Genomic DNA, 22,423 nt, shown 5'->3' with positions numbered 1-22,423 from the left:
AAGCACTCTTAACTGTTATCCTAGAAACCTAGGCAAGGATTGGTATAATTTACCTGGTTGCTACTTCCTCTTTTTGGGGAGTATTTTGTAGAAGTTTTTCCTGATCTTTGCGCCGTTTTTTAGCATAGAGTTGGATTGTCACCGCCATTAATACCACTAAAGCTACAATTAACCAAGTGGTCAAATCGAGGGGTAATTGATTCTTAAATACTGCCAAAAGGACAATAACTACCAATAACAGGGTTGGTGCTTCATTTAACGCCCGAAATTGCTGTCCCGTCCAATTACATTCCCCATTTTCTAGCTTTTTCATGATGCGACCACAGTAGAAATGATAGAGCAGTAAAAGAGCCACAAAGGATAATTTAATATGTAACCATCCCGATTTTAAAATTTCCGGTTCTGTGGAGATTAAACCGATCGCCATGGCCACGGTGACAATCATCCCCGGTGTGGTAATGATATTGTAGAGTCGCTTCTCCATGATCTCGTATTGCGCTTTCAGAATAGCTTGTGCCGGTTCCGTTTCTGTTGCTGCCTCCGCATGATAGACAAACAAACGTACTAAATAAAATAATCCCGCAAACCAAACAACTACCCCAATCAGGTGAAATGCTTTAAACCAATAGTAAGCCATAGTCTATATTGTGATTTGAGTCCCGAATTACTTAGTTTAAGAGTTGTCCATACTTTCCCAGACTACCCCTATACAAAAGTTTAGACGGAAAATAGGGGTTGGGGGTTGGGGAGAGACTAGAGTTACAGGCATTTTACAACTAAGAGGAAGGTGAATCGACAAACCCTTCGGTAAATCAGCAACTAGAGTCAGACAAACCAGAAGAAAACAAGAAATCCGACGGAAGGGGTTTGAGCTTGAGAGTTAGGCTATCGACTCAGCGATGGGAACCCGATCCGATCAGTTAGAATAAAAACATGGGAAAAAAATTATTTATTTTCGGGAACCTTTCCTGACTTCTCCCGTCCTCAAGCTCTGAGTGAGGAGCTTATACCCTTGAGGAAATCCCATGAGTCAATCGATTCCAGCATCTTGGTCACTTGAGGCCAAAAAGTCTCAAAATCCCTTGTCCCCTGACAAACTCTCCAACTACGATCTGATTGTACGCTGTCAGGAAGGGTGCCAGCCTGATCGAGCAGCTTTTGCGGAACTGCTGCGGCGCTATCAGGCTCATATTGATAAATTACTCTATCATTTGGCTCCCGATTGGCAAGATCGCGCTGATTTGGCTCAAGAGGTCTGGATTCGCGTCTATCGCAATATTAACCGTCTCCATGAACCCCTCAAGTTCCGCGGTTGGTTAAGTCGCATTGCTACTAATCTTTTTTACGACGAATTGCGGAAACGCAAGCGGGTTAGTCACCCCATTTCCCTCGATGCCCCCCGGCGCGTGGAAGATGGCGAAATCGATTGGGATATCGAGTCCGATTACCCCAGTCCCGATGAACATCTCACCACCCACGAATTCTACGATCAATTACAGGCGGCGATCGCTGATTTACCAGAAGCTTTTCGGACAACTATTATTCTCCGGGAAATTGAAGGCATGGCCTACGAAGAAATTGCCGAGATGACGGGAGTTTCTTTAGGAACCGTTAAATCCCGCATTGCCCGTGCTCGCGCTAAATTACAATCTGTTTTACAGCCCTATTTTACCGAAGGCTAAAGAAAATTGTGGTGATTCGGCACTAACGGCCGAAGTGAGGAGTCGTTAAATTTAACTAGCTCCGTGCTGGTGAAAAGTGATTGCATACCGATCGCTTCTGGTCGAGGTCAACCATGAATAATTATCAACCCGAAGACGTTCAATGGATCAAGTCTTTGTTAAGTCACGATGAAGGGGATTCCAACTCCGCAGCCGAGGATATTTTGTTCTTAGATGAGGATAACGAAGAAGCTGATCGTTTCGATTTAATTAGTGCCTATATTGACAACGAAGTAACGGTAGAGGAAAGGAAGCTAGTTCAGCATTGGTTAGACCATGATGCTGCCGCTAAAAAACTCTATCGGCAGCTCTTGGGATTACAAACTAATTTAAGGCAAATTCCTGCACCGGCTACTATTGCCAGCGACCAGTTAGCAGAACAGGTGTTCAGAAAAGTCGATGGTCAGCGTCGTCGGCAATACTATGTTTATGGTGGCGCAATTTTAACGGCTATTGCGATCGCTGTTAGCTCCTACCTCGTCTCGGGACGCAATGATCCCCTCTCCCAAATGGCGAGCAGTCCGAGCAGTATTAGCCAAGAGGGAGACCATTTGATGATTGCTCTTAACCATCCAATTATGGAGATTCCCGCGGCGGAACAGCCAAAAGAGAATGGCCAAAGGTAAGGTCTATGGAGATAAATGCCAGCATTCTCGTGCGATCGCCCAATCTTCGGCCGTAGCAATTACCATCACTCGCACTTTAGATGTGTCGGTGGCGATATCCTCATCCCGGGTACGAGCGGCATTTTTAGCCAAATCTAACTCTAAACCCAAAAAAGACCAGCCTTGACTGGCTTTTTCCCGTACTAAAGCTGAATTTTCGCCGATTCCTGCCGTAAATACTAACACATCTAACCCCTCTAGAGAAGCAATCATCGATCCGATTAAACTTTTCAGACGATGAATATACATCTCAAATGCTAATTTTGCCCTCTGGTTGCCTTCGGCCATCGCTGTGGTAATTGCTCGCATATCCCCAGAAATACCCGAAATTCCCTTTAAACCCGATTCTTTATTCAGTAAACTATTTAAACTATCGGGATTGTATTGATATTCTCGCTCTAGATAAATCAGAATCGCCGGATCGATCGAACCGCTGCGGGTTCCCATCATCAATCCCTCTAGGGGGGTAAATCCCATAGTAGTATCGATACTTTTACCCCCCTTGACTGCCGATAGGGAAGCACCATTACCCAGATGACAGATGACCATTTTCAAGGATTCTAGGGGTTTTCCCAACAAATCGGCAGCCCGTTGCGAGCAATACTGATGACTGGTGCCATGAAAACCATAGCGACGGATTCCCAGTTCACTCCATTGGTAGGGAATGGGATAAAGAGAAGACTCCGGAGGGATAGAACGATGAAAAGCGGTGTCAAACACTGCTACTTGAGGAACATCGCCCAAAACTTGCTCGATCGCTTCAATTCCTTCCAAATGAGCGGGATTATGGCTAGGAGCAAGGGGAATTAGCTTTTTAATCGTTTCTTTGACTTGGGGAGTGATCATGGTTGCCTGGGAATATTCCGTGCCACCATGGACAACTCGATGACCGACTATACTAATGTCGGAGAAGTGGGCCAGTACCTTAGTTTCTCCAGTTACTAAGGTATCTAACATCCGAGCAATTGCCGCCGGACGATCCCGACTAGAAAGATTAATTTCCTGTTTAATTCCCTGAGCTTTTACCGTTAAAACCCCGTAATCAGGGTTAACCGTCCAATCGATCCCCGCTGCCCAAATTGGTTGGGGAGGATGGGAGGGGAGAATATCTAAATCGTATAAACAACTTTTTTGACTGCTCGATCCCGCATTTAAGACCAGAATTTTCATAGAAAAGCTCAATTAGGAGGAGTCCTATACCGATCATAATCAAACTCAGGTTAAGCCCAGATAAAATCGCTGACTTTTCGGGTTTTTCTTCCAGAAAATTTTATCTGGCTGCCATCACCCATCCCTGACTCGGGCAATATTACAAAACTTTATCAAAAAAAAGTCAAAATAGAGCCTCTAGGGTTATAAAATACAAGAATGCCCCTTGTGAAATTGATCCAAGAAGCTACCTCTGATGCAAGTTAAGGCCTCTAAAGTGGATTTAGAGCTAGTTCTCGTCCTTTTCACCAGTGGAATGTCAACATCGCACCACGAATCTCTAGAATGGAATTTTTGCGTATTCTAGATAACCGTGATTACTAGAGGATTTCTTAAGTATGTCAGAGGTTCCTGCCGTTACAGATGCCACCTTTAAAGATGAAGTTTTAGATAGTGCCGACCCTGTCCTAGTGGATTTCTGGGCTCCCTGGTGCGGTCCTTGTCGAATGGTGGCTCCCGTTGTCGGAGAAATTGCCGAAATGTTCGAAGGGCAAGTCAAGGTGGTGAAACTCAACACCGACGAAAACCCCAATGTCGCTAGTCAGTACGGGATTCGCAGTATTCCCACTCTGATGATCTTCAAAGGAGGTCAAAAAGTTGATATGGTGGTCGGGGCTGTACCGAAAACCACTTTAGCTAATACCTTAAGTAAACACCTGTAGAGCAGTTGACTAGGTTTTCTGGTAACGCATACCGGGTAACTGAGTCACTAAACCCATTAATTCTAATTCCAATAATATCCCCGCCACTTCTGAGGTGGGGATTTGCATTTTTTGAACAATCAGATCAAACAACAGAGCATCTCTATCAAATAACTGATACACTTGTGCTAATCTAGGTTCTAGATTCGGTTGAGGAGTAAGATTAACTACTGGGGATTTCTCTGGAGGGAGTGGAGAGGAAACATTAACAGGTACAGATTTATCCAAGCTGGGAATTGCCCCCAACATTTCTAATAATTTCTCCTCAGAAACGATAATTTCTGCCCCCTGATGAATCAGTTGTAAACAACCCCTAGCGGCAGCAATATCGGGAGAATTGGGTAAAGCATAGATATCGCCGCCGAATTCGTTAGCATAATTAGCTGTGATTAGGGAGCCAGACCTTTCTGGGGCTTCGATAACAATCGTCGCACGACTTAAACCGGCGATAATGCGATTACGACTGGGAAAATGGGCTTTATTCGGTTGAGTTGCGGCAGGATGTTCACTAATGACTAAACCCTGCTTTTGGATGTCCCCCTGTAGCTGCCGATGACGACTAGGATAAACCACATCGACCCCCGTTCCCAAGACGGCAATCGTCCTTCCCCCCGCTTTTAAACAGCTTTGGTGTGCCTCTCCATCAATTCCTTCGGCCATCCCAGAAACAATAGTAAATCCCTGTTGGGCCAAAAGGGTACTTAAGCGCCGCGCCCAGCGCCGGCCATGATCCGTGGGGTTACGAGTACCCACAATAGCGACGGTGGGGATATTTCCCTGATTTTCCCCTAAATTGACCTTTCCTTGATAGTAAAGTAAGGGGGGCGGACTGGGAATTTCCCCGAGAAAGCGGGGATATTCTGGGTCGCTAGGAGTCCAAAAAAGGGGGTTTTTCTGGATATGTTCGGCGAAAAGAGCTTCTGGGTCAATTTGCGATCGCCCTTCCTGTACCGCCACCATTAACTTTTTGCCAAATCCCGCCACTTCTGCGATCGCAATATCGGACGCATTCCAAGCCACAGCGACACTGCCAAAATGCTGATAGAGTCGCTTCAGGGAAATTGGCCCCACTCCAGCAATACTTGACCATGCTAACCAATAAACGCGATCGTCTGTCAATTTGAAAAGCTCCTCAGACAAAGTAATATTTTAAGTCGATTAAAACTGACTGCGGCCAGATGACCTTATACCATTTTTCTAAAGTAATGGCAGAGATGGTTAATTACCCTCACCCTCAACCCCCCTGCTCCCTAGAAAGCAGGGTAGGGCTGATTCATTCTCCGAATCTAATTCTTTTTTTGGCGTTCTCAGATCAGAATGGGAAAGATGCAATGCAATCCTTGCCATCAAAGTAATTTCAGTTCCCAGGTGATTCGGAGCATCTTTCAATTTGACAACGCCAGAAAAATGGTCTTATGTCCCGTTTTGTATAGCTCTAACCTGTTTAACCTCTAATTCTAAGGCGGATGCGACTTGCTCAACACTTAACCCTAAGGCTAACAAACGAGGAACCGCCTCTAGTGCTTTGTTTAGTCTGCCTTGCTCAATGCCTTGCTCAATGCCTTGCTCAATGCCTTGCTCAATGCCTTGCTCAATGCCTTCCTGACGCGCTTCCTCGCGCACATCTTGAAAATACTGAGTTTGTTTTAATTCATCTAAACTAAACATAGTTTCTATCTCCCGACGATTGAGAAGCGGTAACTTATAAACGAGAATCGTCTCTATTAATTGTAAGAGTTCTTGCGGTTTTTGGTCGGGGGTTAATTCTTGCCTCACTCTTTGGATTAATTTTCGGGTACTATCAAGCGCTTTTGCTTGAGATAGGGTGATTAATTGCACTGTGGCTAAACCAATGGAAGTTTGAGGAATGTTTTCTAATTCATTCAGATAAATCCGTCTCACTCGCTCGCAGTTGAGGAGTTCCCGATAGCGTTGAACTTGATTGGTTTCTACTTGAGGGTTAGGATAGACAATCACACCCCGCCAATCATTGGTTAAGTTAGTTTTACTGAGATATAAGAATATTTCAGTGAAAAAGCGCTGATAAAAAGCCTCATCTTCTTGAAATTGTACCTCACAGAAGTAGATGGGAGTCTGGGGGTTATTATTTTGCGGCAGAAATACTCCATCAAGACGAAAGGAAAGTTGTTTGACTTCCACTGAGTCAAAGCGGTAGTTATTGGCTTCGGTGATAGGGAGTTGAATTAATTCAAAGAAGATAGAGGGGAATGATTGAAAGAGTTGATAAAAAATCGTGTCAGTTTTCATGCTTTTATTTTATAGCAGTACGCACTAAAATTAGGACGTTTTGCTCCCCCCTAACCCCTAAAATTTAGAAAATTGGCGTAAGGAAGGCTTTTAAACCTTCCTTTTTGGTTAGGGACAAAGGCGCTCTCGCTTATTGAATTTTGGAACATAATGGATAAGTAGCTAGACACAATTAATCACACATATCTAACCACCCCTTGCAAGAGCGCCTCATCTCAACTTAGTCAATAATTAGGGCAATTTTTCCCGTCACCGCACCAGTTTCTAGCAGTTGATGGGCGCGGATGGCTGCCTCTAAAGGGAAGGTTTGGGAGAGATGAATAGTTAACTTTTTCTCGTCAATTAAACGCGCCCCTTGCTTGAGAATTTCTGTTTGATATTTTTGCGCTTCTGGCAGTCCCATCAAAGCCGGGGTTAACATTAATTCTAAACTGATTCGCAAATTGCGATCGCGGGCTTCCTTCCAGCTGCCCGTAGGTTCCAAAATCGTCACCATATCGCCATAAACTCGCACCACTCGGCAAGTCTGCCCAAAAGTTGCCCCTCCCACCGTATCAAAAGCGATATCTACTCCTTTCCCTGCGGTTTCTTGAAGTATCGCCGCGACAAAATCGGTTTGTTTGTATAAAATCGGGTAATCTGCCCCTAATTGCCGCACTAAACGCTCTTTATCGCTATTTCCCACCGTTGTATAAACTTTAGCCCCCCTCAGTTTCGCCAATTGAATCGCAACGTGACCAACACCCCCGGCTCCGCCATGGATAAGGACGCTTTGTCCCGACTGGAGACGGGCGCGATCATAGAGTGCTTCCCAAGCGGTGATTAAAACCAAAGGTACAGCGGCCGCCTCGGCAAAAGAAAGAGATTTCGGCTTATGGGCTAGATAATCCGCCTCAATCAGGGCATATTCCGCATAATTTCCCGTGCCGGCCTTGCCCAGTCCGCCGCTACAAAAGTAAACTTCATCCCCAGGGCGAAAATCCTGCACCGCCGCCCCAACGGCCTCGACAATTCCCGCCCCGTCACAGCCCAAAATGGCTGGCATTTGCTCGGGGTAAAAAGTGCCGCGTTTACGAATTTTTGTATCAATAGGGTTGACACCAGCGGCTTTTAATGCTACCAAAACCTGATGCGGTTGACTAATTTTCGGGGTGGGGACTTGCTGAAGCTGCAGCACATCCACCGCAGTCATAAGGATAGCTTTCATTACTATTCGGGATTAACCCACATTAACGTCTGGCCAAATTCTACCGGTTCACCGTTAGCGACGGCGATTTCGACGATTTGCCCAGCCACTTCCGCTTCGATTTCGTTCATCAACTTCATCGCTTCGATGATACAGACCGTTTGTCCGACCCGGACTCGATCGTTTTTTTCCACGAAAGACGGTTCATCGGGAGCGGGAGCGCGATAAAAAGTGCCGACCATGGGGGAAGTAATCGCCAGCCATTTTTTATCAATAGCGGCGGCAACGGGTTCAGGACTGGGGGTTTCCTGGGCCAGGGTGGGACTTGCCGCTATCACTGGAGGGGCAACAGGGACCGTCACCACTGGCAAGGGAGCGGGCAGAGGACTAAGGGCAGTATTAACGCTTCCTTTGCGGATATTTAGCTCCAAATCTCCACTTTTTAGGCTAAATTCACTGATATCCGTGGCTGCCAATGTTTTGATCAGTTCTCGAATTTCGTTGTAATCAATAGTCACCGCTCTGAAATCCCCTCGCAAATAAAAAGCAACAAATCCCAATTCGCACCCACCAAACCGTCGATTTTTGGCATCTAGGGGCTAAGTTTTGGGGAACAGGCCCATAAAACTGATTTTAGTCCTAAACCCGTCCCTAAGCCCTTATTTCTGGGCTTCTGATCACAATTATTCCCGTCCCAGATAGGAACCATCCCTAGTGTCCACTTTAATCCTTTCACCGATGGAAATAAACAGGGGAACCATCACCTGCGCTCCCGTTTCTACGATCGCCGGTTTCGTGCCACCGGTGGCCGTATCTCCCTTGACTCCTGGATCCGTATCGGTGATTTCCAAGATTACCGAGGTGGGCAATTCCACCTCTAACACTTGCTCATTCCAAAAGAGAATATTGACTTCCATTCCTTCTTTCAGATACTTGGCTCGATCGCCCATTTGTGCTGGGGTGAGAGTTGCTTCCTCAAAACTCTCCATGTCCATGAAGACAAACTGATCGCCTTCTTTGTAGGTGTGCTGCATGGTACGCTTTTCGATCGTGGCTGAGGGCAAGGTTTCCCCCGCCCGGAACGTCCGTTCTACCACGTTGCCCGTCTGGACATTTTTTAACTTGGTTCGCACGAAGGCCGATCCCTTACCCGGTTTGACGTGCAGGAATTCTACCACCCGCCAGACAGAGCCATCTATCTCGATGGTTGTGCCGCTCCGAAAGTCGTTACTCGAAATCATGAAATGCTGTTTAGGCCAAGAAAGATCAACATTCCATTTTACATACTCGCCGTACCGGAAAAAACTTTTTTACAGGAATTTGTCTGAATCGAAGCGCAGTGGACTAACTTAGGGCCAGCAGCTAAAAGTAAGTTAGAATTAATTGACTGACTGACATCTGAGAAGCGATAAGCTAAGACGCATTGTAACCGCCTATCCTTAGATGGGCTGAATTTACCCCAATCTATTTACTGTTGCCTCTTGCCCCTTGCCTAATCTCAACAAGTAATTTTAATTATTAACAGCTTACCAACCATGACGGGTGTGGACTTACAGCAATTATTACTAGAAAAATGGGGTCGTTCCTACGATATCCAGCTACGACGCATCAAAGATAAGGTTCATGTCCAGGTAATGTGGAAATATCTCGAACAGGTTTCTTTTCCCCTCTCCGAGTCTGAATATCTGGAACATCTCAATGCGATCGCTAATTATCTCCACGAGTGGGGCGGTTTTAGTCAATTTCAAGCTTTTATCCGCGAAACCCGCGAGCGTCCCCGTCTCGGTAAAGCGGTTAGTCTGCCCCTAGATCTAGGTGAAAGGGCATCGGAATGGCTAATCAGCGATCAGTGATCAATTTGAGATCGGGCAGGGGGGAGATTCAGCTAATCTCTAGCCACAAAAAAAGGCGCTAAGTGGACCTTAACGCTTGCTTTTTCCATTGTTTTTGAATGGCAGCGACTAGCTCTTGCGACGAGCGAAAGCACCAACACCAGCAACGGCCAAGATACCGAGGATAGCAGAAGGTTCGGGAACGTTAGTTGGTACAGGTTCGTCGGTTTTTGTGAAAGTCAAAGTATAGGTTTGCGACCCCGCAGCTCTAACGAAGACTAGGGCGAAAGTTCCCGCAAGATCTGGACCAACAGGCTCATTAAAAATCACCGAACCGCTTATAACGTAAGTAGTAAGGGGAACGGGAGTAGTAACATTTGTACCCACAGCAACCAGAGGAGTAACATCAGCGATTACAGGACCTGCACCGGTCGTTATGGTAGTAAAACCAGCTATAGGGCCAGGAACACCAAAGTTGGTAGATGATCCAACACCAGTGCCGGTTAATGTAAAAGATCCGGGAAGGGTAACGTCAGCAGCTGTCACTCCCGTAAATTGACCGTCCCCGCCCACGAAGTTGATGTTTGTGGGAGTAAGGACTGGGTTAGCGGTTCCCCACGCACCGATGGTTGCATTCCCTCCGATGGTGAAAACACTTACAGCCTGGGCAGCACCAGCAAAGCTGAAAGCGGCAACACTGCCCGCAAGGGCAAGAGCGCCGGTGGTTAGTTGTCTAGAGATGTTTGGGATCATTTTGGGTTATGGTTTATTTTTGAGATTAAAGCACGGATGTTTTGGTACTTTTACATACTTATAACCTCAACTATAATTAAATGTCAAGTTAGTGAAGTGAAAGGTTGATGACAAACCTCTAACGGTTTCCTAAAAAGCGATGGATTCATCTTTTCCGACAAAAAGGCGGCTCTCTTATTCTTTGTGTGACAAGTTTAACTTATACAGTAGCGATTGATCTTTGTGTTCTTTGTGTCCCTGTGGTTCGTTCCACTCACTGCCCCAAGACTGTATCTTAGAAGACATTTTACCCACCAAATCTAAGAGGGCCAAAATGCTCAAGACTGTTCCCCATTTTCCCTTCTCTAGCCACAAAAAAAGCGCTAAGTTTTAGCCTAACGCTTTTTTTTTTCGATTATTTTTGATTTAATGGCAGTGACTAGCTCTTGCGACGAGCGAAAGCACCAGCACCAGCAACGGCTAAGATACCGAGAATAGCAGAAGGCTCGGGTACACTGGTGGGGGAGGGCTGAGAACCAAAGGTACTAGAGGCGTTAACTGCATTACCCGGACCGCCGACTTGGTTGAGGTTAACGAGAATTTCAGCGAGAGTGGTATCGAACCCAGTCCCAGTGATTGTACCTTCGATCATCAGATCAAGGGTATTTAAATTACCAGGAGAAGTATCGGTTGTGAAGGAGGTGGCGGTGAAAGTAGCCGGGCCAGAGGCGGTAGTAAAGGTTACGGTAAAAGCACCGGCACCGGGATCACCATCTGTTGCAGAGAAGTCGAAGGTCAGGGGGGCGAGAGTTACACTCGAAGCAACGGCAACCGCTAGAGGGCCAGAGAAAAAGTCGTTGGGGTTACCTAGATAAGTTGGTGGGTTGATATTGACAAGGTTTAGAGCAGGAAAGGTAACTGAGGTGGCACTGGATAGATCAGGGCCAGTGTAAGAAACTACACCCACTGGAACATAGCCAACGTTAGCATTTAATTGAGCAGCCTGAGCGGCACCGGCAAAGCCGAAAGCCGCAACACTGCCCGCAAGGGCCAAAGCACCAGTGGTTAGTTTTCTAGAGATGTTGGTGGTCATTTTGGATTGTTTGTTGTTTTTTATTAGAGCAAAACACAGACTCATCTGTGCCATACATATTTATAACCCCAGATCAGGCAAAACATTCTAAATATTTTATAAAGATTGATCAATATGGCTTGTCTGATAAAAATGCTCAGGACTGTTCCCCCTTCCTCTTTCTCCCTTCTCCTAGTTACCCATACCTTTGAAACAGGATTTAGTATTACTGGTGACAGCAGCTAAGCAATTTTTGTTGGTATTTGTTATGCTGACTGTTAACAATTTGTAATCTTTGGGAAAGTTCCTCAATACTGCATGGTCGTTTCTGCTACAATTCCCCCCCTAGCTCAAGATACCCTCGCCCTGAAAGCGGTGTGGGCGAATATTGGCTATGATAGTTGTCCCCACCATTACAATTTCCATCTTCATACCCATTGTTCCGATGGTCAAATGAGTCCCCAAGACTTAATGAGACAAGCGTTAGACATCGGACTAAAAGGATTAGCAATTACCGATCATCACTCGATCGAAGGTTATCGACAAGCCCAAATTTGGCTAGAAAATCAGCATTTAAAGGTTTCTCTACCCTATCTCTGGACAGGGGTAGAAATTACGGCCAATCTGTTAGACACAGAAGTGCATATTCTTGGTTATGGTTTCGATCCTACTCATACCGTCTTGACTCCCTATCTGCAAAGAGTCAAACCAGAAGGAAATCTGGCTTTAGCCTCTAGAGTCATTAACAGTTTACAGCAAGCGGGGGCTTTAGTGGTTCTTGCCCATCCCTTTCGTTATCATCGTCCCGCAGCTGATTTAGTGGCGGCGGCGGTAGAATTGGGTATTGATGGTATTGAGGCTTTTTATGCCTACGGCAATCCCAAACCCTGGCTACCGAGTCAACCGGAAACCGAACAAGCTCTCGCTCTGAGTCGTCAATATCAATTATTCGCCACCTGTAGCACCGATTCCCACGGTAAATCTTTATTGCAGCGCATTTAGCCTGATCGCAGGATTAACTGTAAAATACCTAAATTGACTAAACTCGATCCCTGTTCGATCGAGTCTTGGTTTTTTATGCCCGTTGATCAGTGATCAGTAACCAGTGAAAGAGCCTAAATTTGTTGAAAATTGAAAACCTAAACCTGATAACTTAAAACTTAAACCTGATCACTGATAACTGATAACTGATAACTGATAACTGATAACTGAATAACCCCCTGAATGAAAGATTTATTCCTTTACACTTGCTGGTTAATTCCCATTTATGGCTTAATTGGTTCGATTTTAACCCTACCTTGGTCTTTAGGAATTATTAGTCGCACCGGTCCGCGGCCGGCGGCTTATATTAACCTATTGATGACCGTCTTAGGGTTAATACACGGATCGATCGCTTTTAATCAAATTTGGCATCGAGAGACGATTAAACTGGCTTTTGAATGGGTAAAAGTGGCCGATCTTAGTTTATCCCTTTCGATCGAACTTTCTCCCGTCAGTTTAGGGACGCTGGAACTGATTACCCTCATCAGTCTCTTGGCCCAAATCTATGCCCTTGGCTACATGGAAAAGGATTGGTCTTTGGCGAGATTTTATGGCTTAATGGGCTTTTTTGAAGCAGCTTTGGGGGGAATTGCCCTCAGTGACTCCCTACTATTCAGTTACGCTTTCCTAGAGATGTTAACGGTCTCTACCTATCTCCTCGTCGGTTTTTGGTATGCCCAACCTTTGGTCGTAACCGCGGCCCGAGATGCCTTTTTAACCAAACGCGTCGGCGATATTATTTTATTGATGGGTTTGGTGGCTCTGTCCAGTTACGGAGAGGGATTGAGTTTTTCTCAGTTAGAAAATTGGGCAGTAAATAACCCTGTACCGCCTCTGACGGCGACTTTGTTGGGATTAGCCCTTATTGCCGGTCCAACGGGTAAATGCGCCCAATTTCCCCTGAATTTATGGCTAGATGAGGCGATGGAGGGACCCAATCCAGCCGGAATCATGCGGAATTCGATCGTGGTTTCAGCCGGGGCCTATGTTTTAATTAAGCTGCAGCCAGTTTTTACCCTATCTCCGATCGCTGCCAATGTTTTAATAGTTTTGGGGACAATGACGGCAATCGGGACTTCTCTGATGGCCTTGTCCCAAATTGATATTAAACGGGTTTTGTGCCACTCCACCAGTGCCTATCTCGGTTTGGTCTTTATTGCGGTGGGATTAGGTCATGTGGATATCGCCTTACTAATTTTATTTTCCCATGCGATCGCAAAAGCCCTATTGTTTATGAGCGCAGGAGCATTAATTCTCACCACCAGTAACCAAAATATCACGGAAATGGGGGGAATTTGGGCAAGAATGCCGGCTACAACCCTGGCTTTTTTGGGAGGTTCCGCGGGGATGACGGTTTTAATGCCCCTAGGGATGTTTTGGACGTTAAAAAAGTGGTTAGGTGGCGAATGGGCGATTCCTTGGTGGTTATTAGCGGTTTTAATCTTTGTTAATTGTCTTAGCATCGTCAATCTCACCAGGGTATTTCGTTTAGTCTTTTTGGGACAAACCCAAAGTAAAACCCATCGCACCCCGGAAGTGGCTTGGCCGATGGCTTTGCCCATGGTAGCATTGATTTTAATCGCTTTATTGGCCCCGATTATTCCCCTACGTTGGGATTTTTGGCTATCTTTCACCAATCCCCTTCTTAATAACCAGAGTTTTACTATTGTCTGGGGTTTTCCCTTACTGATAGCCTCTGGAGTAATTGGCCTAGTTATCGGGTTAATGGTAGAGTTAAGACGAGCTTGGGCCAGACCAACCGGGTTAATCCTGCGATTCCTGCAAGATTTGTTCGCTTATGACTTCTATCTCGATCGCATCTATCAGTTTACCGTGGTTTTAGCGGTGGGCAGCTTGTCCAAAATTACCGCTTGGATCGATCGTTATATTATTGATGGTCTGGTTAATTTGGTCAGTTTAGCGACGATTTTTAGCGGCAGTGCCTTAAAGTATAATGTTTCCGGTCAATCACAGTTTTATGTCTTGACTATTCTCTTCGGAATAGGGGGATTAATCTGGTTCTTATTAAACGGTCAATGGTCACTGATAACTGATTATTGGTCATCCCTGTTGACTCATTGAACCTCTGTGTATCGGTCCCTAGTCTCCCGGTTGCGGACTAGGGAAGGCAAAAATCTCCACACTTCGACAGGGATCAGTGACCTATCGGTCTATTTGTGTTATAATGGGTTGACGGAAAATGCTGGTGTAGCTCAGTGGTAGAGCAGCTGATTTGTAATCAGCCGGTCGCGGGTTCAAATCCCATCACCAGCTTCTGGGAAAACTAACTGTTTTCATTCCCTACAAGGCTTTATAGCTACCTATCAGGATAGGCGCTCATGCAAAAGGGAGAATAAATAAGCTATTAAGCATTGAAATTGCTTATTGAGATGAGGCAAGAGGCAAAAGTAAAGGGATTAGGGGAGATTCAGCTAATCTAAGGATAGGCGGTTAAGATGCGTCTTAGCTTAATCGGTTTTTAATAACTGGATTTAGTGTAAAATTCCGATCAACGGACTCATTAAACGATCGCAAAATCGAGACGATCCGATCGGCTTCCTGATCATTAAACATCCCATCTAGACCTTCGGGATGGTTATCGGTAAAAGGAGGCTCGTAGAGCGCCCCCGGATTGATAACTCCGTTTTTAGCGAGCATATCGATGATATTTTCGATAAAACGGATTTGATTGGCCGAGAAGTTTGTCCCCTGCAAATAACGGGCAAAAGCTTGTTTAGCCGCTTGGCGTGCCGCTACGCGGATCCCTGCGGGATCGAGTCCGACGATTTCCAGGATCAGAAGCTTGAGGCTTTTTGTCCGGCCAAAGACCTCCTCAAAACGCTGACGGCTCTCAATTTCTGCGGCCGAAAATAGCATCTCCTCTAGGGCAGATAAATCCGTCTCCGTTAGGGGGATATTGCGCCGCAACTTAGCGATCGCAAGGTGATCCTGATGCTGACGGATATAGGCCTCGACTTTCCGGCGATACTGTTCGCGACTAAAACCGGTCTGATGGAGGTCACTGAGCGGCGTCGAAGTGGTGGGAATATCGACAATCTGCACCTCCCCCATCTCATCGACAAAATCGGTGATCACGATCTGCTGCTTTTGGCGATCGATAAACTTGACCAGATCCCGGACACGCACCCGAATCCCCTCCACCATTGACGGCGTTGCGCCGGTCCACCAGCTTTCGTCCTGCACCTCGCGAATAAAGGCCAATTGTCCCTTAATCATCGGGATATCGGGCTTAGTCTCCAGTTGACCGAGAATATCCCGCACTTTGTCCCGCAATCGCTCATAACTACGGTCGGCCTTGAGAATGGCTAATTGCAGTTTCACACAGAGAAGGTCGAATTCCTTGGCCAGGGGATCCTCATTGGGCAAACCATTGGGTAAACCGGCCAAGGAGTCGGCAATGGTGGCCGCGTCCTCCTGACTCAGGTTGTTCCAACGCTGACGCTGACTAAAGGTCTCCACCTGCGGCAAGCGACGACGCACGAGGAAATTATCCCGGGGCATGGTGGCGATGTGTTGATGGAGTGCATCGAGCAAACTCGTGTATAGGTCGTCGGCCCGATCGACTTTGTAAGTAGAGGACTGCTCTCTTGCCCTAGGTGTCGCGCTTGGCTGGGCGGGAGCGAGACGGGTTGCCAACTCGAGGCGATGTTTAACTAGGCGACTGGTGAGGCTTTCGGGTATTTTCTCGCTTGTTTCATCGATATCCTGCTCGAAATACTCGAAATTCCCGCAGAGGTCGAAGACCAGAAACTCGGTTTTATGGTTGCCAGGCCCAAACAAATCCTGACAGAGACGGGTCCCGCGCCCGATCATCTGATTGAACTTCACCCGGGAGAATACGGGCTTAAAAAAGACCAAATTGACCACTTCCGGCACATCTACGCCGGTATCGAGCATATCCACCGAGACGGCCAAAATCGGTTCTTTGTTGGCTTCGCTGAAGTCATCGAGCAGACTCTGGGCGTAATTGTCGTGACTGTCAATAATTTTGGCGAAATGGCCTTTGTAGTGAGGATAGTTACTGTTAAAGCGATCGCAGATACATTGGGCGTGTCGGTGATTACGGGCAAAAATAATCGTTTTACCCAATCGATCGCCACTGTTGACCTTTAGCCCCCGTTGCATCAATAATTCTAATGCTTGATCCACGGTGTCGATATTGAACAACCAGTGATTAAAGGCAGCTGCGTTAATTGCCTGCGGTAGTTCGCCGCTTTCCTCGTCCCGGAACTTCTCCTCGTAGTCTAGCTGCTCCTGTGGGGTTAAATCACTGTATTTAACCCCAGTACGCAGAAACTTAAACGGTACAGTAACGCCCTTGGGGGGGACAAGGTAGCCATCCCTAACGGCATCATTTAACTCGTAGGCGAAGGTAGGCAAGCCCTGGGGTAGCTGGAAAATGCGGTAGGTGTCCCGGTCTATTTCCGAGCGCGGCGTGGCAGTTAGCCCCACCAGCAGGGCATCGAAATAATCGAATATTTCGCCGTATTTCCGATAAATGGAGCGATGGGCCTCATCGACGATCACTAGGTCAAAATAACCCACTCCAAAGATTCGCCCCTCTGCATCCATGCGATCGATGGCGTTGAGCATGGTTTGATAGGTGGAGAAGAGGACGTTAGCCCCCGTCACGTCCTTGCTGCGGGTCAGATATAGGACGGTAACGCTGGGTAGATGCCTCTGAAAGGCTCGATAGGCTTGCTTTAATAGGGCATTGCGATCGGCCAGAAACAGGACTCGGTTTACCCAATTGGCGCTCTTGAGCAGTTCCACCAATGCGATCGCGGTTCGGGTTTTGCCGGTTCCGGTGGCCATTACCAATAGGGACTTACGGGCGCACTTTTCTTCAAAGGTTTCGGTAATACGGCGGATGGCCTCTTTCTGGTAGGGGCGGCCGACAATATCCTCGTTAATGGCGGTGTCCCTGAGGCGTTTACGGTGGGAACGGCGGAAAATTAGCCGTTCTAGCTCGGTTTTTCGCAGGAAACCGAGGACGGGACGGGGGGGATAGGCGAGATCATCCCAGAGATAGGTTTCATAGCCGTTACTGTAGAAAATAACGGGGCGTTGGTTGTAGTTTTTTTCTAAGCAGTCGGCGTAGAGTTTGGCCTGATTTTGGCCGCTGTCGGGGCTTTTGCTGCTGCGTTTTGCCTCCACGACGGCGAGGGGTTTGCCGTCATCACCCCATAGTACATAATCGGCGAAACCGCGTCCGGTATCTCCGGGCTTTTGGATGGGCATCCCCTGCAGCTCGAACTCGGTGACGTTGGCTGCTTTGGTATCCCAGCCAGCCTCTTGGAGTAGTACATCGATCAGGTAGCGGCGGGGGTCGGCTTCGTTGTAGTCGTGCTGGTCAGCGATCGCTCGATTTTGGGCGAGGAGGGCATCCCGTTCGGCCCTAGCGGCTGCCAGTTCGGCCTCGGTTTGGCGCTGTTTTGCTTCGGCCAATTGGCGCAGGGCATCGCTTTGGGACAGGCGTTTTTCCAGGTCTTGCAGTTGTTTGGGAGCGGGGGGTGCGGCCGGGGGTATCTTCTGGCGATCGAAGCTAATATCGCCCAATTTTCGCCCATTCTGCCCATAGTAGCGCACCAGCCAGTAGGTGAGATGAAATAGTTCCTCGATCAGGTGCAGGGAGTCCCGTTCACTGATGAGGCTGGTATCGTGGGCGGCGTTGTTGCCGACTTTGTGGATGGTGCGAATTTTGCCGAAAAGTCCAGGTTTAAGGTTATCTTTAAAGGTTTGCTCGTGGATGAGAGCGCCTAGGCTATTGTCCCGGGGCGGTTGCAGGTAGGGGTCGTTTTCATAGAGCCAGCAGACCATTTGTTCTAGGACAAAACGGGTATAGAAGCAACTGGCCCGGGGGTTGCTGAAGACTAATCCCTCCGCTTGGCTGGCATGATCGTAGATTGTCGGGAATTGATCTCGCAGGAAGGAGAAGTTTGAGTCCATATTGCGCTCCCCAGTCTATAACTCTATTATTCCCAAAGTTTTGGCTATCTCTATATTTTACCTGATTATTGTTTAACAGTTATATAAAAAAACAGCAAGTTCGGTTATTTTATCTAGGTTTTTCCCTCGTGACAGTGTGAGATGATAGGAATCCTATACCGCACAGAAAACGGGTTTCTCCGAGAAACCCGTTTTCTTCTCATGCAAAAGGCAAAAAGGGGAATAAATAATCAGTTTTTAATAACCAGCTTTAGTATTAGTTAATTGTCCAACGGTCTTTTTTAATGGTATTTCCCACAAGATTATGGCAGTAATCCGCCGGCTGCCATGGCTACAGTTCCCCCCTAAATGCCCTTTGTAAAAGGGAATTAAAGAGATTTTCGGATTCTTTAAACATTTCAGAATTTTTCTGAATGCTATCTGTCAAGTAATGGCTAACTACGGCGAACTTCTCCTGTAAATCAATTGGCGGAACGGGGATCTCAAAATTCTTCATAATTGTAGTATTGAGATTAGGTTGAGTTCCAGCAGGTGCGATCGCTCGAAAATGTTCGGTAATAGAATTCAGTAATTTCAGCAAAAATATTTGATTTATAGATTTATCTAAATCAGAAAAAGCTAACCAACCATCATGAATACACCCCGCAATTTTTAGAATTCTTGCAAATCCTAGACTCACACCGCAATTTGCAAAAATCAGAGATCCTGGTTCTAAATAGCGACTTTTCTTGACTCCATCAGGCTTAATAGCTTCAGCAGTTTTGTGAATATATATATCATCTCCCTCTGTAGCATCGCCTATCTTAATCCAAGGGATAGAACCACCTAGATAATCGTTAATTGGTCTTGGAGAACCGCCACGAACAATTGTACATAGGTTTCCTAGTTTTATCTTCTCCCACCCTTTCGGATTAGTAACAGGATCACCGAACATCTCTAGGAAAGTTGATCGCAATAACTCCTCAGTCAACCGAATCGCCTCTTTGCGCTTACGTCGCACCCCATCCGCTTTATCTAAAATTGCCGCAATTCTTCGCTGTTCTTCGAGGGGTGGGAGGGCAATAGGAATATTATTAGCCGCAGTCTTAGTTAGCTTCCCTCGTGTACTTCCAGTAATAAACGGGGTAACGTCATATCTTTCTAAATGACGGCAGATGTATCTAATATCGACATCTTTTTTGGGTCGCAAAACATGAGCGTGATTGTTAACCCAACATTTTCCCTCCACTTGATAAGCAATAGTCTTATCAGCATCCCCAAAATGCCCTCCGTCTTCCGCTAAAAGTACAAGAGGCTCATCAAAGATATAATCGGCGACGGAGTCCTGCTGACCATTAGCTCCATAATATGGATATGGTCCAGGCACTCGATCTTTTTGAGTAATTGGTTTTCTCTTACTATCGAGGAAATCAACGACTTCTGACAAAGGGCGGTGAGGCCACTTCTTTGTGATTTCTGATGGATAGATCATGATCATCCCAACATCTCCTTATAACGCGCGTAAAACCTGATCAATCTTATTTTCAAACATAAATCAAATATCCTTTCTGTTGACTAAAGCGGTGGGTTACGACGGATTGTTAGATTGACTTTAACGCCTAGATTGTTGCCGTCTAACCCACCCTACTATAAACTCTTCTCCCCCCTTTTTAAGGGGGGTTGGGGGGGATCGGATGGCAGTGTGGCAAGCAAATCTAAGCACGCTGCTTCTGGTGTCCCCGGAGGTACTTCCAGAAGCGACTCAATCTCCAGTAAAGCGGCCTCATACTCGGATTCGGTTTTGAGAGGATGTAGGTCTAATGGCTGTAGATTTTTCATCTCCTAATCTCCTAACATCTCCTCTAATGCGTCCAAATCCTGACGAATATCAGCCTCTAAATCTCTTAACTTCTGTAAAATCACCTTCGGCGGCTCATAGCTCACTTCCTCGTACTCTATCTCTTTATAGCGGTTAATTGATAGATCATAAGCATTGGCCTGAATCTCCTCGCGAGGCACAAAAAACGCCTTCCCTGTGCGGTCACTGAGCTTTGTCGAAGTGCGGTTGGTATCCTTAGCGGAGTCGCGTTGCTGCCAACAGCGCAGCAAGTCTGGGATATCATTATCGGCAATCGGTTGGCGCTTATCATCGAGAGAGAAACCATCCGCCACCATGTCATAAAACCAAACGAAGTCAGTCCCCTTTTCCCTTACCCCCAGCTTCGTAAAAATCAGGATCGCGGTAGATACCCCCGCATAAGGTTTAAACACCCCCGACGGCATCGATATCACCCCCTCTAGCTTATGTTCTTCTACCAAGATGGTGCGGATGTCCTTATGGGCCTTGGACGAGCCAAATAGCACCCCATCCGGCACAATTACCGCACCTTTTCCCCCCGTCTTCAGCAAGCGCAAAAACAGGGCCATGAATAATAACTCGGTTTTAGTGGTGTCGATGATTTTCGATAAATCCTTGGCAATAGTGGACTTCTCCACCGAACCCTTAAACGGTGGATTAGCCAGAATCATGGTAAAACTATCCTCTACCCCGGCGTGATCCTCCGATAGGGAATCCCGGGCCTCGATAATCGGCTGCTCGATACCGTGTAACATCAGGTTCATGCTGCCAATGCGTAACATCGTGGCATCGAAATCAAAACCGTGGAACATTTGGTTATTGAAATGCTCTAGGTTGCGGCGTTCATGGAGCAAACGTCCCCCCTCGCTGTCCTTTAACTCCCGCACATACTCGGCAGCCGCCACTAAAAAGCCTCCTGTGCCACAGGCCGGATCACAGATAACCTCCCGGGGTCCCGGCGCTAATAACTCCACCATCATTTTGATAATATGGCGCGGTGTGCGAAACTGTCCGTTAGTCCCGGCTGTACTCAGTTTCGAGAGCATATATTCGTAAAGGTCGCCTTTGGTGTCCCGATCCTCCATGGGGATTTTTTCAATTTGCTCGATTACCGTCGCCAGCAGTGCTGGAGATGCGATGAGAAACACTGCGTCCTTCATGTGTTTAGCGTAGGTGCTACCCTTAGAAAACTGTCCCAGATCTTTGATAAAGGGAAACGCTTCATCCCGGACAATCCGCAGCATTGTCTCGGCATCATCGATATTTTTGAAGTGGGACCAACGGATATGCTGTTGGCTGGGGGAAAAGGTGGGATTTTCGAGGTTTTCGCCTAATCTTTGGGACCTACGCTCCTTAGCTAGTTCTAGGTCATCTAGGCGCTTGATGAAGAGTAAATAGGAAATCTGCTCGATTACCGAAAGCGGGTTACTAATGCCGTTATTCCAGAAGGTTGTCCAAAGTTTATCTATTTTGGATTTTAATTCGCCGGTGATCATCGCTGTTTATTTGTTCACTGCTTTTAATATTGCAGTAATATTGTACTGAAAATCGGGGTGTCTCTTAGGTTTTCTGGGTAAAATATATTCTAAAACTGGCTAGGGGGTGGAATGAACCACAAAGACACAAAGGACACAAAGATCGATCGCTTCTATATAAGTTAAAATTATCGAACAATTATGAAAGGAATTAACTTTGTGATTAATGAAAAAGGGGAAAAGAAAGCTGTTCTCATTGACTTAGAAGAATGGGGAGAGCTTTGGGAAGACTTTTCTGATATTTTAATCTCTCGTAGTCGAGAAAATGAATCAGAAATTTCTTGGGATGAATTAAAACAAGAATTAGAAACAGAAAATACATTCGATGAGTAATTATCAAATTCGATTGAAAACCTCTGCGGCTAAAGAATTTTAAAAATTACCTTCTTCGATTAGGCAAAGGGTGAGTGACAGTCTTGAGAAATTACAGCAATATCCCCGTCCCTCTGGTGTTGTAAAACTAAAAGGAGAAGATAAAATGTATCGGCTTCGTGTTGGTGATTACCGCATTGTTTACACAATAGAGGATAATGATAAAATCATAAAGGTTACTAGAATCGGACACCGACAAGATGTTTATCAAGAATAAAAAATTAAAATGTCCATGTAAGCTAGGACGCATTTTAACCGCCTATCCTTAGATTAGCTGAATCT

General features: G+C 46.3%; 21 protein-coding genes and 1 tRNA gene. 9 read left to right on the top strand and 13 right to left on the bottom strand.

The window, feature by feature from the left end; translation table 11 throughout:
* Positions 1–49 precede the first annotated feature (49 nt).
* Positions 50–637: a protoporphyrinogen oxidase HemJ gene (gene hemJ, locus MiAbW_RS04510; protein WP_151695101.1), complete on the bottom strand. Its 588-nt coding sequence runs from the start codon at positions 635–637 to the stop codon at positions 50–52.
* Between the two features lie 388 nt (positions 638–1,025).
* Between hemJ and MiAbW_RS04500 the strand changes: the two genes are divergently transcribed.
* A complete protein-coding gene (locus MiAbW_RS04500; RefSeq protein ID WP_151695100.1) occupies positions 1,026–1,682 on the top strand; it encodes a sigma-70 family RNA polymerase sigma factor in 657 nt (218 codons plus the stop codon).
* 113 nt (positions 1,683–1,795) lie between these two features.
* Positions 1,796–2,347: an anti-sigma factor family protein gene (locus MiAbW_RS04495; RefSeq protein WP_151695099.1), complete on the top strand. Its 552-nt coding sequence runs from the start codon at positions 1,796–1,798 to the stop codon at positions 2,345–2,347.
* 3 nt (positions 2,348–2,350) lie between these two features.
* On the opposite strand, the gene MiAbW_RS04490 is transcribed toward MiAbW_RS04495, so the two are convergent.
* Positions 2,351–3,556 carry an acetate kinase gene (locus tag MiAbW_RS04490; protein WP_151695098.1) on the bottom strand — a complete coding sequence of 402 codons (1,206 nt, stop codon included), beginning with the start codon at positions 3,554–3,556 and terminating at the stop codon, positions 2,351–2,353.
* Positions 3,557–3,933: 377 nt separating this feature from the next.
* Between MiAbW_RS04490 and trxA the strand changes: the two genes are divergently transcribed.
* Positions 3,934–4,257 carry a thioredoxin gene (trxA, locus tag MiAbW_RS04485; protein WP_151695097.1) on the top strand — a complete coding sequence of 108 codons (324 nt, stop codon included), beginning with the start codon at positions 3,934–3,936 and terminating at the stop codon, positions 4,255–4,257.
* A gap of 9 nt (positions 4,258–4,266) precedes the next feature.
* Here trxA and dprA read toward each other — a convergent pair whose 3' ends face one another.
* The 5 genes from dprA to efp form a co-directional block, all read right to left on the bottom strand.
* A complete protein-coding gene (gene dprA / locus MiAbW_RS04480) occupies positions 4,267–5,415 on the bottom strand; it encodes a DNA-processing protein DprA (RefSeq protein ID WP_151695096.1) in 1,149 nt (382 codons plus the stop codon).
* 294 nt (positions 5,416–5,709) lie between these two features.
* A complete protein-coding gene (locus tag MiAbW_RS04475) occupies positions 5,710–6,564 on the bottom strand; it encodes an Rpn family recombination-promoting nuclease/putative transposase (RefSeq protein WP_151695095.1) in 855 nt (284 codons plus the stop codon).
* 220 nt (positions 6,565–6,784) lie between these two features.
* On the bottom strand, positions 6,785–7,771 hold the full coding sequence (locus MiAbW_RS04470; protein ID WP_151695094.1) for a zinc-dependent alcohol dehydrogenase family protein: 987 nt from the start codon (positions 7,769–7,771) through the stop codon (positions 6,785–6,787).
* 2 nt (positions 7,772–7,773) lie between these two features.
* The gene (accB, locus tag MiAbW_RS04465) at positions 7,774–8,268 is read right to left on the bottom strand and encodes an acetyl-CoA carboxylase biotin carboxyl carrier protein (RefSeq protein ID WP_151695093.1); all 495 of its coding nucleotides are present in this window, start codon (positions 8,266–8,268) and stop codon (positions 7,774–7,776) included.
* 165 nt (positions 8,269–8,433) lie between these two features.
* A complete protein-coding gene (gene efp / locus MiAbW_RS04460; protein WP_151695092.1) occupies positions 8,434–8,991 on the bottom strand; it encodes an elongation factor P in 558 nt (185 codons plus the stop codon).
* 294 nt (positions 8,992–9,285) lie between these two features.
* Between efp and MiAbW_RS04455 the strand changes: the two genes are divergently transcribed.
* Positions 9,286–9,603, top strand: coding sequence for a DUF3067 family protein (locus MiAbW_RS04455; RefSeq protein WP_151695091.1), 318 nt, complete (start codon positions 9,286–9,288; stop codon positions 9,601–9,603).
* Positions 9,604–9,711: 108 nt separating this feature from the next.
* On the opposite strand, the gene MiAbW_RS04450 is transcribed toward MiAbW_RS04455, so the two are convergent.
* On the bottom strand, positions 9,712–10,335 hold the full coding sequence (locus MiAbW_RS04450) for a PEP-CTERM sorting domain-containing protein (RefSeq protein ID WP_151695090.1): 624 nt from the start codon (positions 10,333–10,335) through the stop codon (positions 9,712–9,714).
* 418 nt (positions 10,336–10,753) lie between these two features.
* Positions 10,754–11,407: a PEP-CTERM sorting domain-containing protein gene (locus MiAbW_RS04440; protein ID WP_151695089.1), complete on the bottom strand. Its 654-nt coding sequence runs from the start codon at positions 11,405–11,407 to the stop codon at positions 10,754–10,756.
* 297 nt (positions 11,408–11,704) lie between these two features.
* Between MiAbW_RS04440 and MiAbW_RS04435 the strand changes: the two genes are divergently transcribed.
* The 3 genes from MiAbW_RS04435 to MiAbW_RS04425 all read left to right on the top strand — a co-directional run bounded on the left by MiAbW_RS04435 (position 11,705) and on the right by MiAbW_RS04425 (position 14,701).
* Entirely contained in the window at positions 11,705–12,388 is a 684-nt protein-coding gene (locus MiAbW_RS04435; protein WP_151695088.1) for a PHP domain-containing protein, read from the top strand.
* A 222-nt stretch (positions 12,389–12,610) separates the two neighbouring features.
* Positions 12,611–14,509, top strand: a complete 1,899-nt coding sequence (locus tag MiAbW_RS04430) for an NAD(P)H-quinone oxidoreductase subunit F (protein ID WP_151695087.1) — start codon at positions 12,611–12,613, stop codon at positions 14,507–14,509.
* Positions 14,510–14,629: 120 nt separating this feature from the next.
* A tRNA-Thr gene (locus MiAbW_RS04425) sits at positions 14,630–14,701 on the top strand.
* Between the two features lie 189 nt (positions 14,702–14,890).
* On the opposite strand, the gene MiAbW_RS04420 is transcribed toward MiAbW_RS04425, so the two are convergent.
* From MiAbW_RS04420 to MiAbW_RS04405, 4 genes are all read right to left on the bottom strand, one after another.
* Complete coding sequence (locus MiAbW_RS04420; RefSeq protein WP_151695086.1) at positions 14,891–18,397, bottom strand: DEAD/DEAH box helicase family protein; 3,507 nt, start codon at positions 18,395–18,397, stop codon at positions 14,891–14,893.
* 331 nt (positions 18,398–18,728) lie between these two features.
* Positions 18,729–19,874: a restriction endonuclease subunit S gene (locus MiAbW_RS04415; protein WP_151695085.1), complete on the bottom strand. Its 1,146-nt coding sequence runs from the start codon at positions 19,872–19,874 to the stop codon at positions 18,729–18,731.
* Positions 19,875–20,023: 149 nt separating this feature from the next.
* The gene (locus tag MiAbW_RS04410) at positions 20,024–20,215 is read right to left on the bottom strand and encodes a hypothetical protein (RefSeq protein ID WP_104397518.1); all 192 of its coding nucleotides are present in this window, start codon (positions 20,213–20,215) and stop codon (positions 20,024–20,026) included.
* Positions 20,216–20,218: 3 nt separating this feature from the next.
* On the bottom strand, positions 20,219–21,730 hold the full coding sequence (locus MiAbW_RS04405) for a type I restriction-modification system subunit M (protein ID WP_151695084.1): 1,512 nt from the start codon (positions 21,728–21,730) through the stop codon (positions 20,219–20,221).
* A gap of 180 nt (positions 21,731–21,910) precedes the next feature.
* Here MiAbW_RS04405 and MiAbW_RS04400 point away from each other — a divergent pair, with 180 nt between their 5' ends.
* Complete coding sequence (locus MiAbW_RS04400; RefSeq protein WP_151695083.1) at positions 21,911–22,102, top strand: hypothetical protein; 192 nt, start codon at positions 21,911–21,913, stop codon at positions 22,100–22,102.
* A gap of 58 nt (positions 22,103–22,160) precedes the next feature.
* Entirely contained in the window at positions 22,161–22,358 is a 198-nt protein-coding gene (locus MiAbW_RS04395; protein WP_274596519.1) for a type II toxin-antitoxin system RelE family toxin, read from the top strand.
* Positions 22,359–22,423 lie beyond the last annotated feature (65 nt).

Origin of the sequence: Microcystis aeruginosa NIES-4325 (genome assembly GCF_008974145.1) — a bacterium.
GTDB lineage: Bacteria > Cyanobacteriota > Cyanobacteriia > Cyanobacteriales > Microcystaceae > Microcystis > Microcystis aeruginosa_G.
The sequence above is the reverse complement of the archived record's forward strand: the minus strand, read 5'-3'. Positions and strand labels throughout refer to the sequence as shown.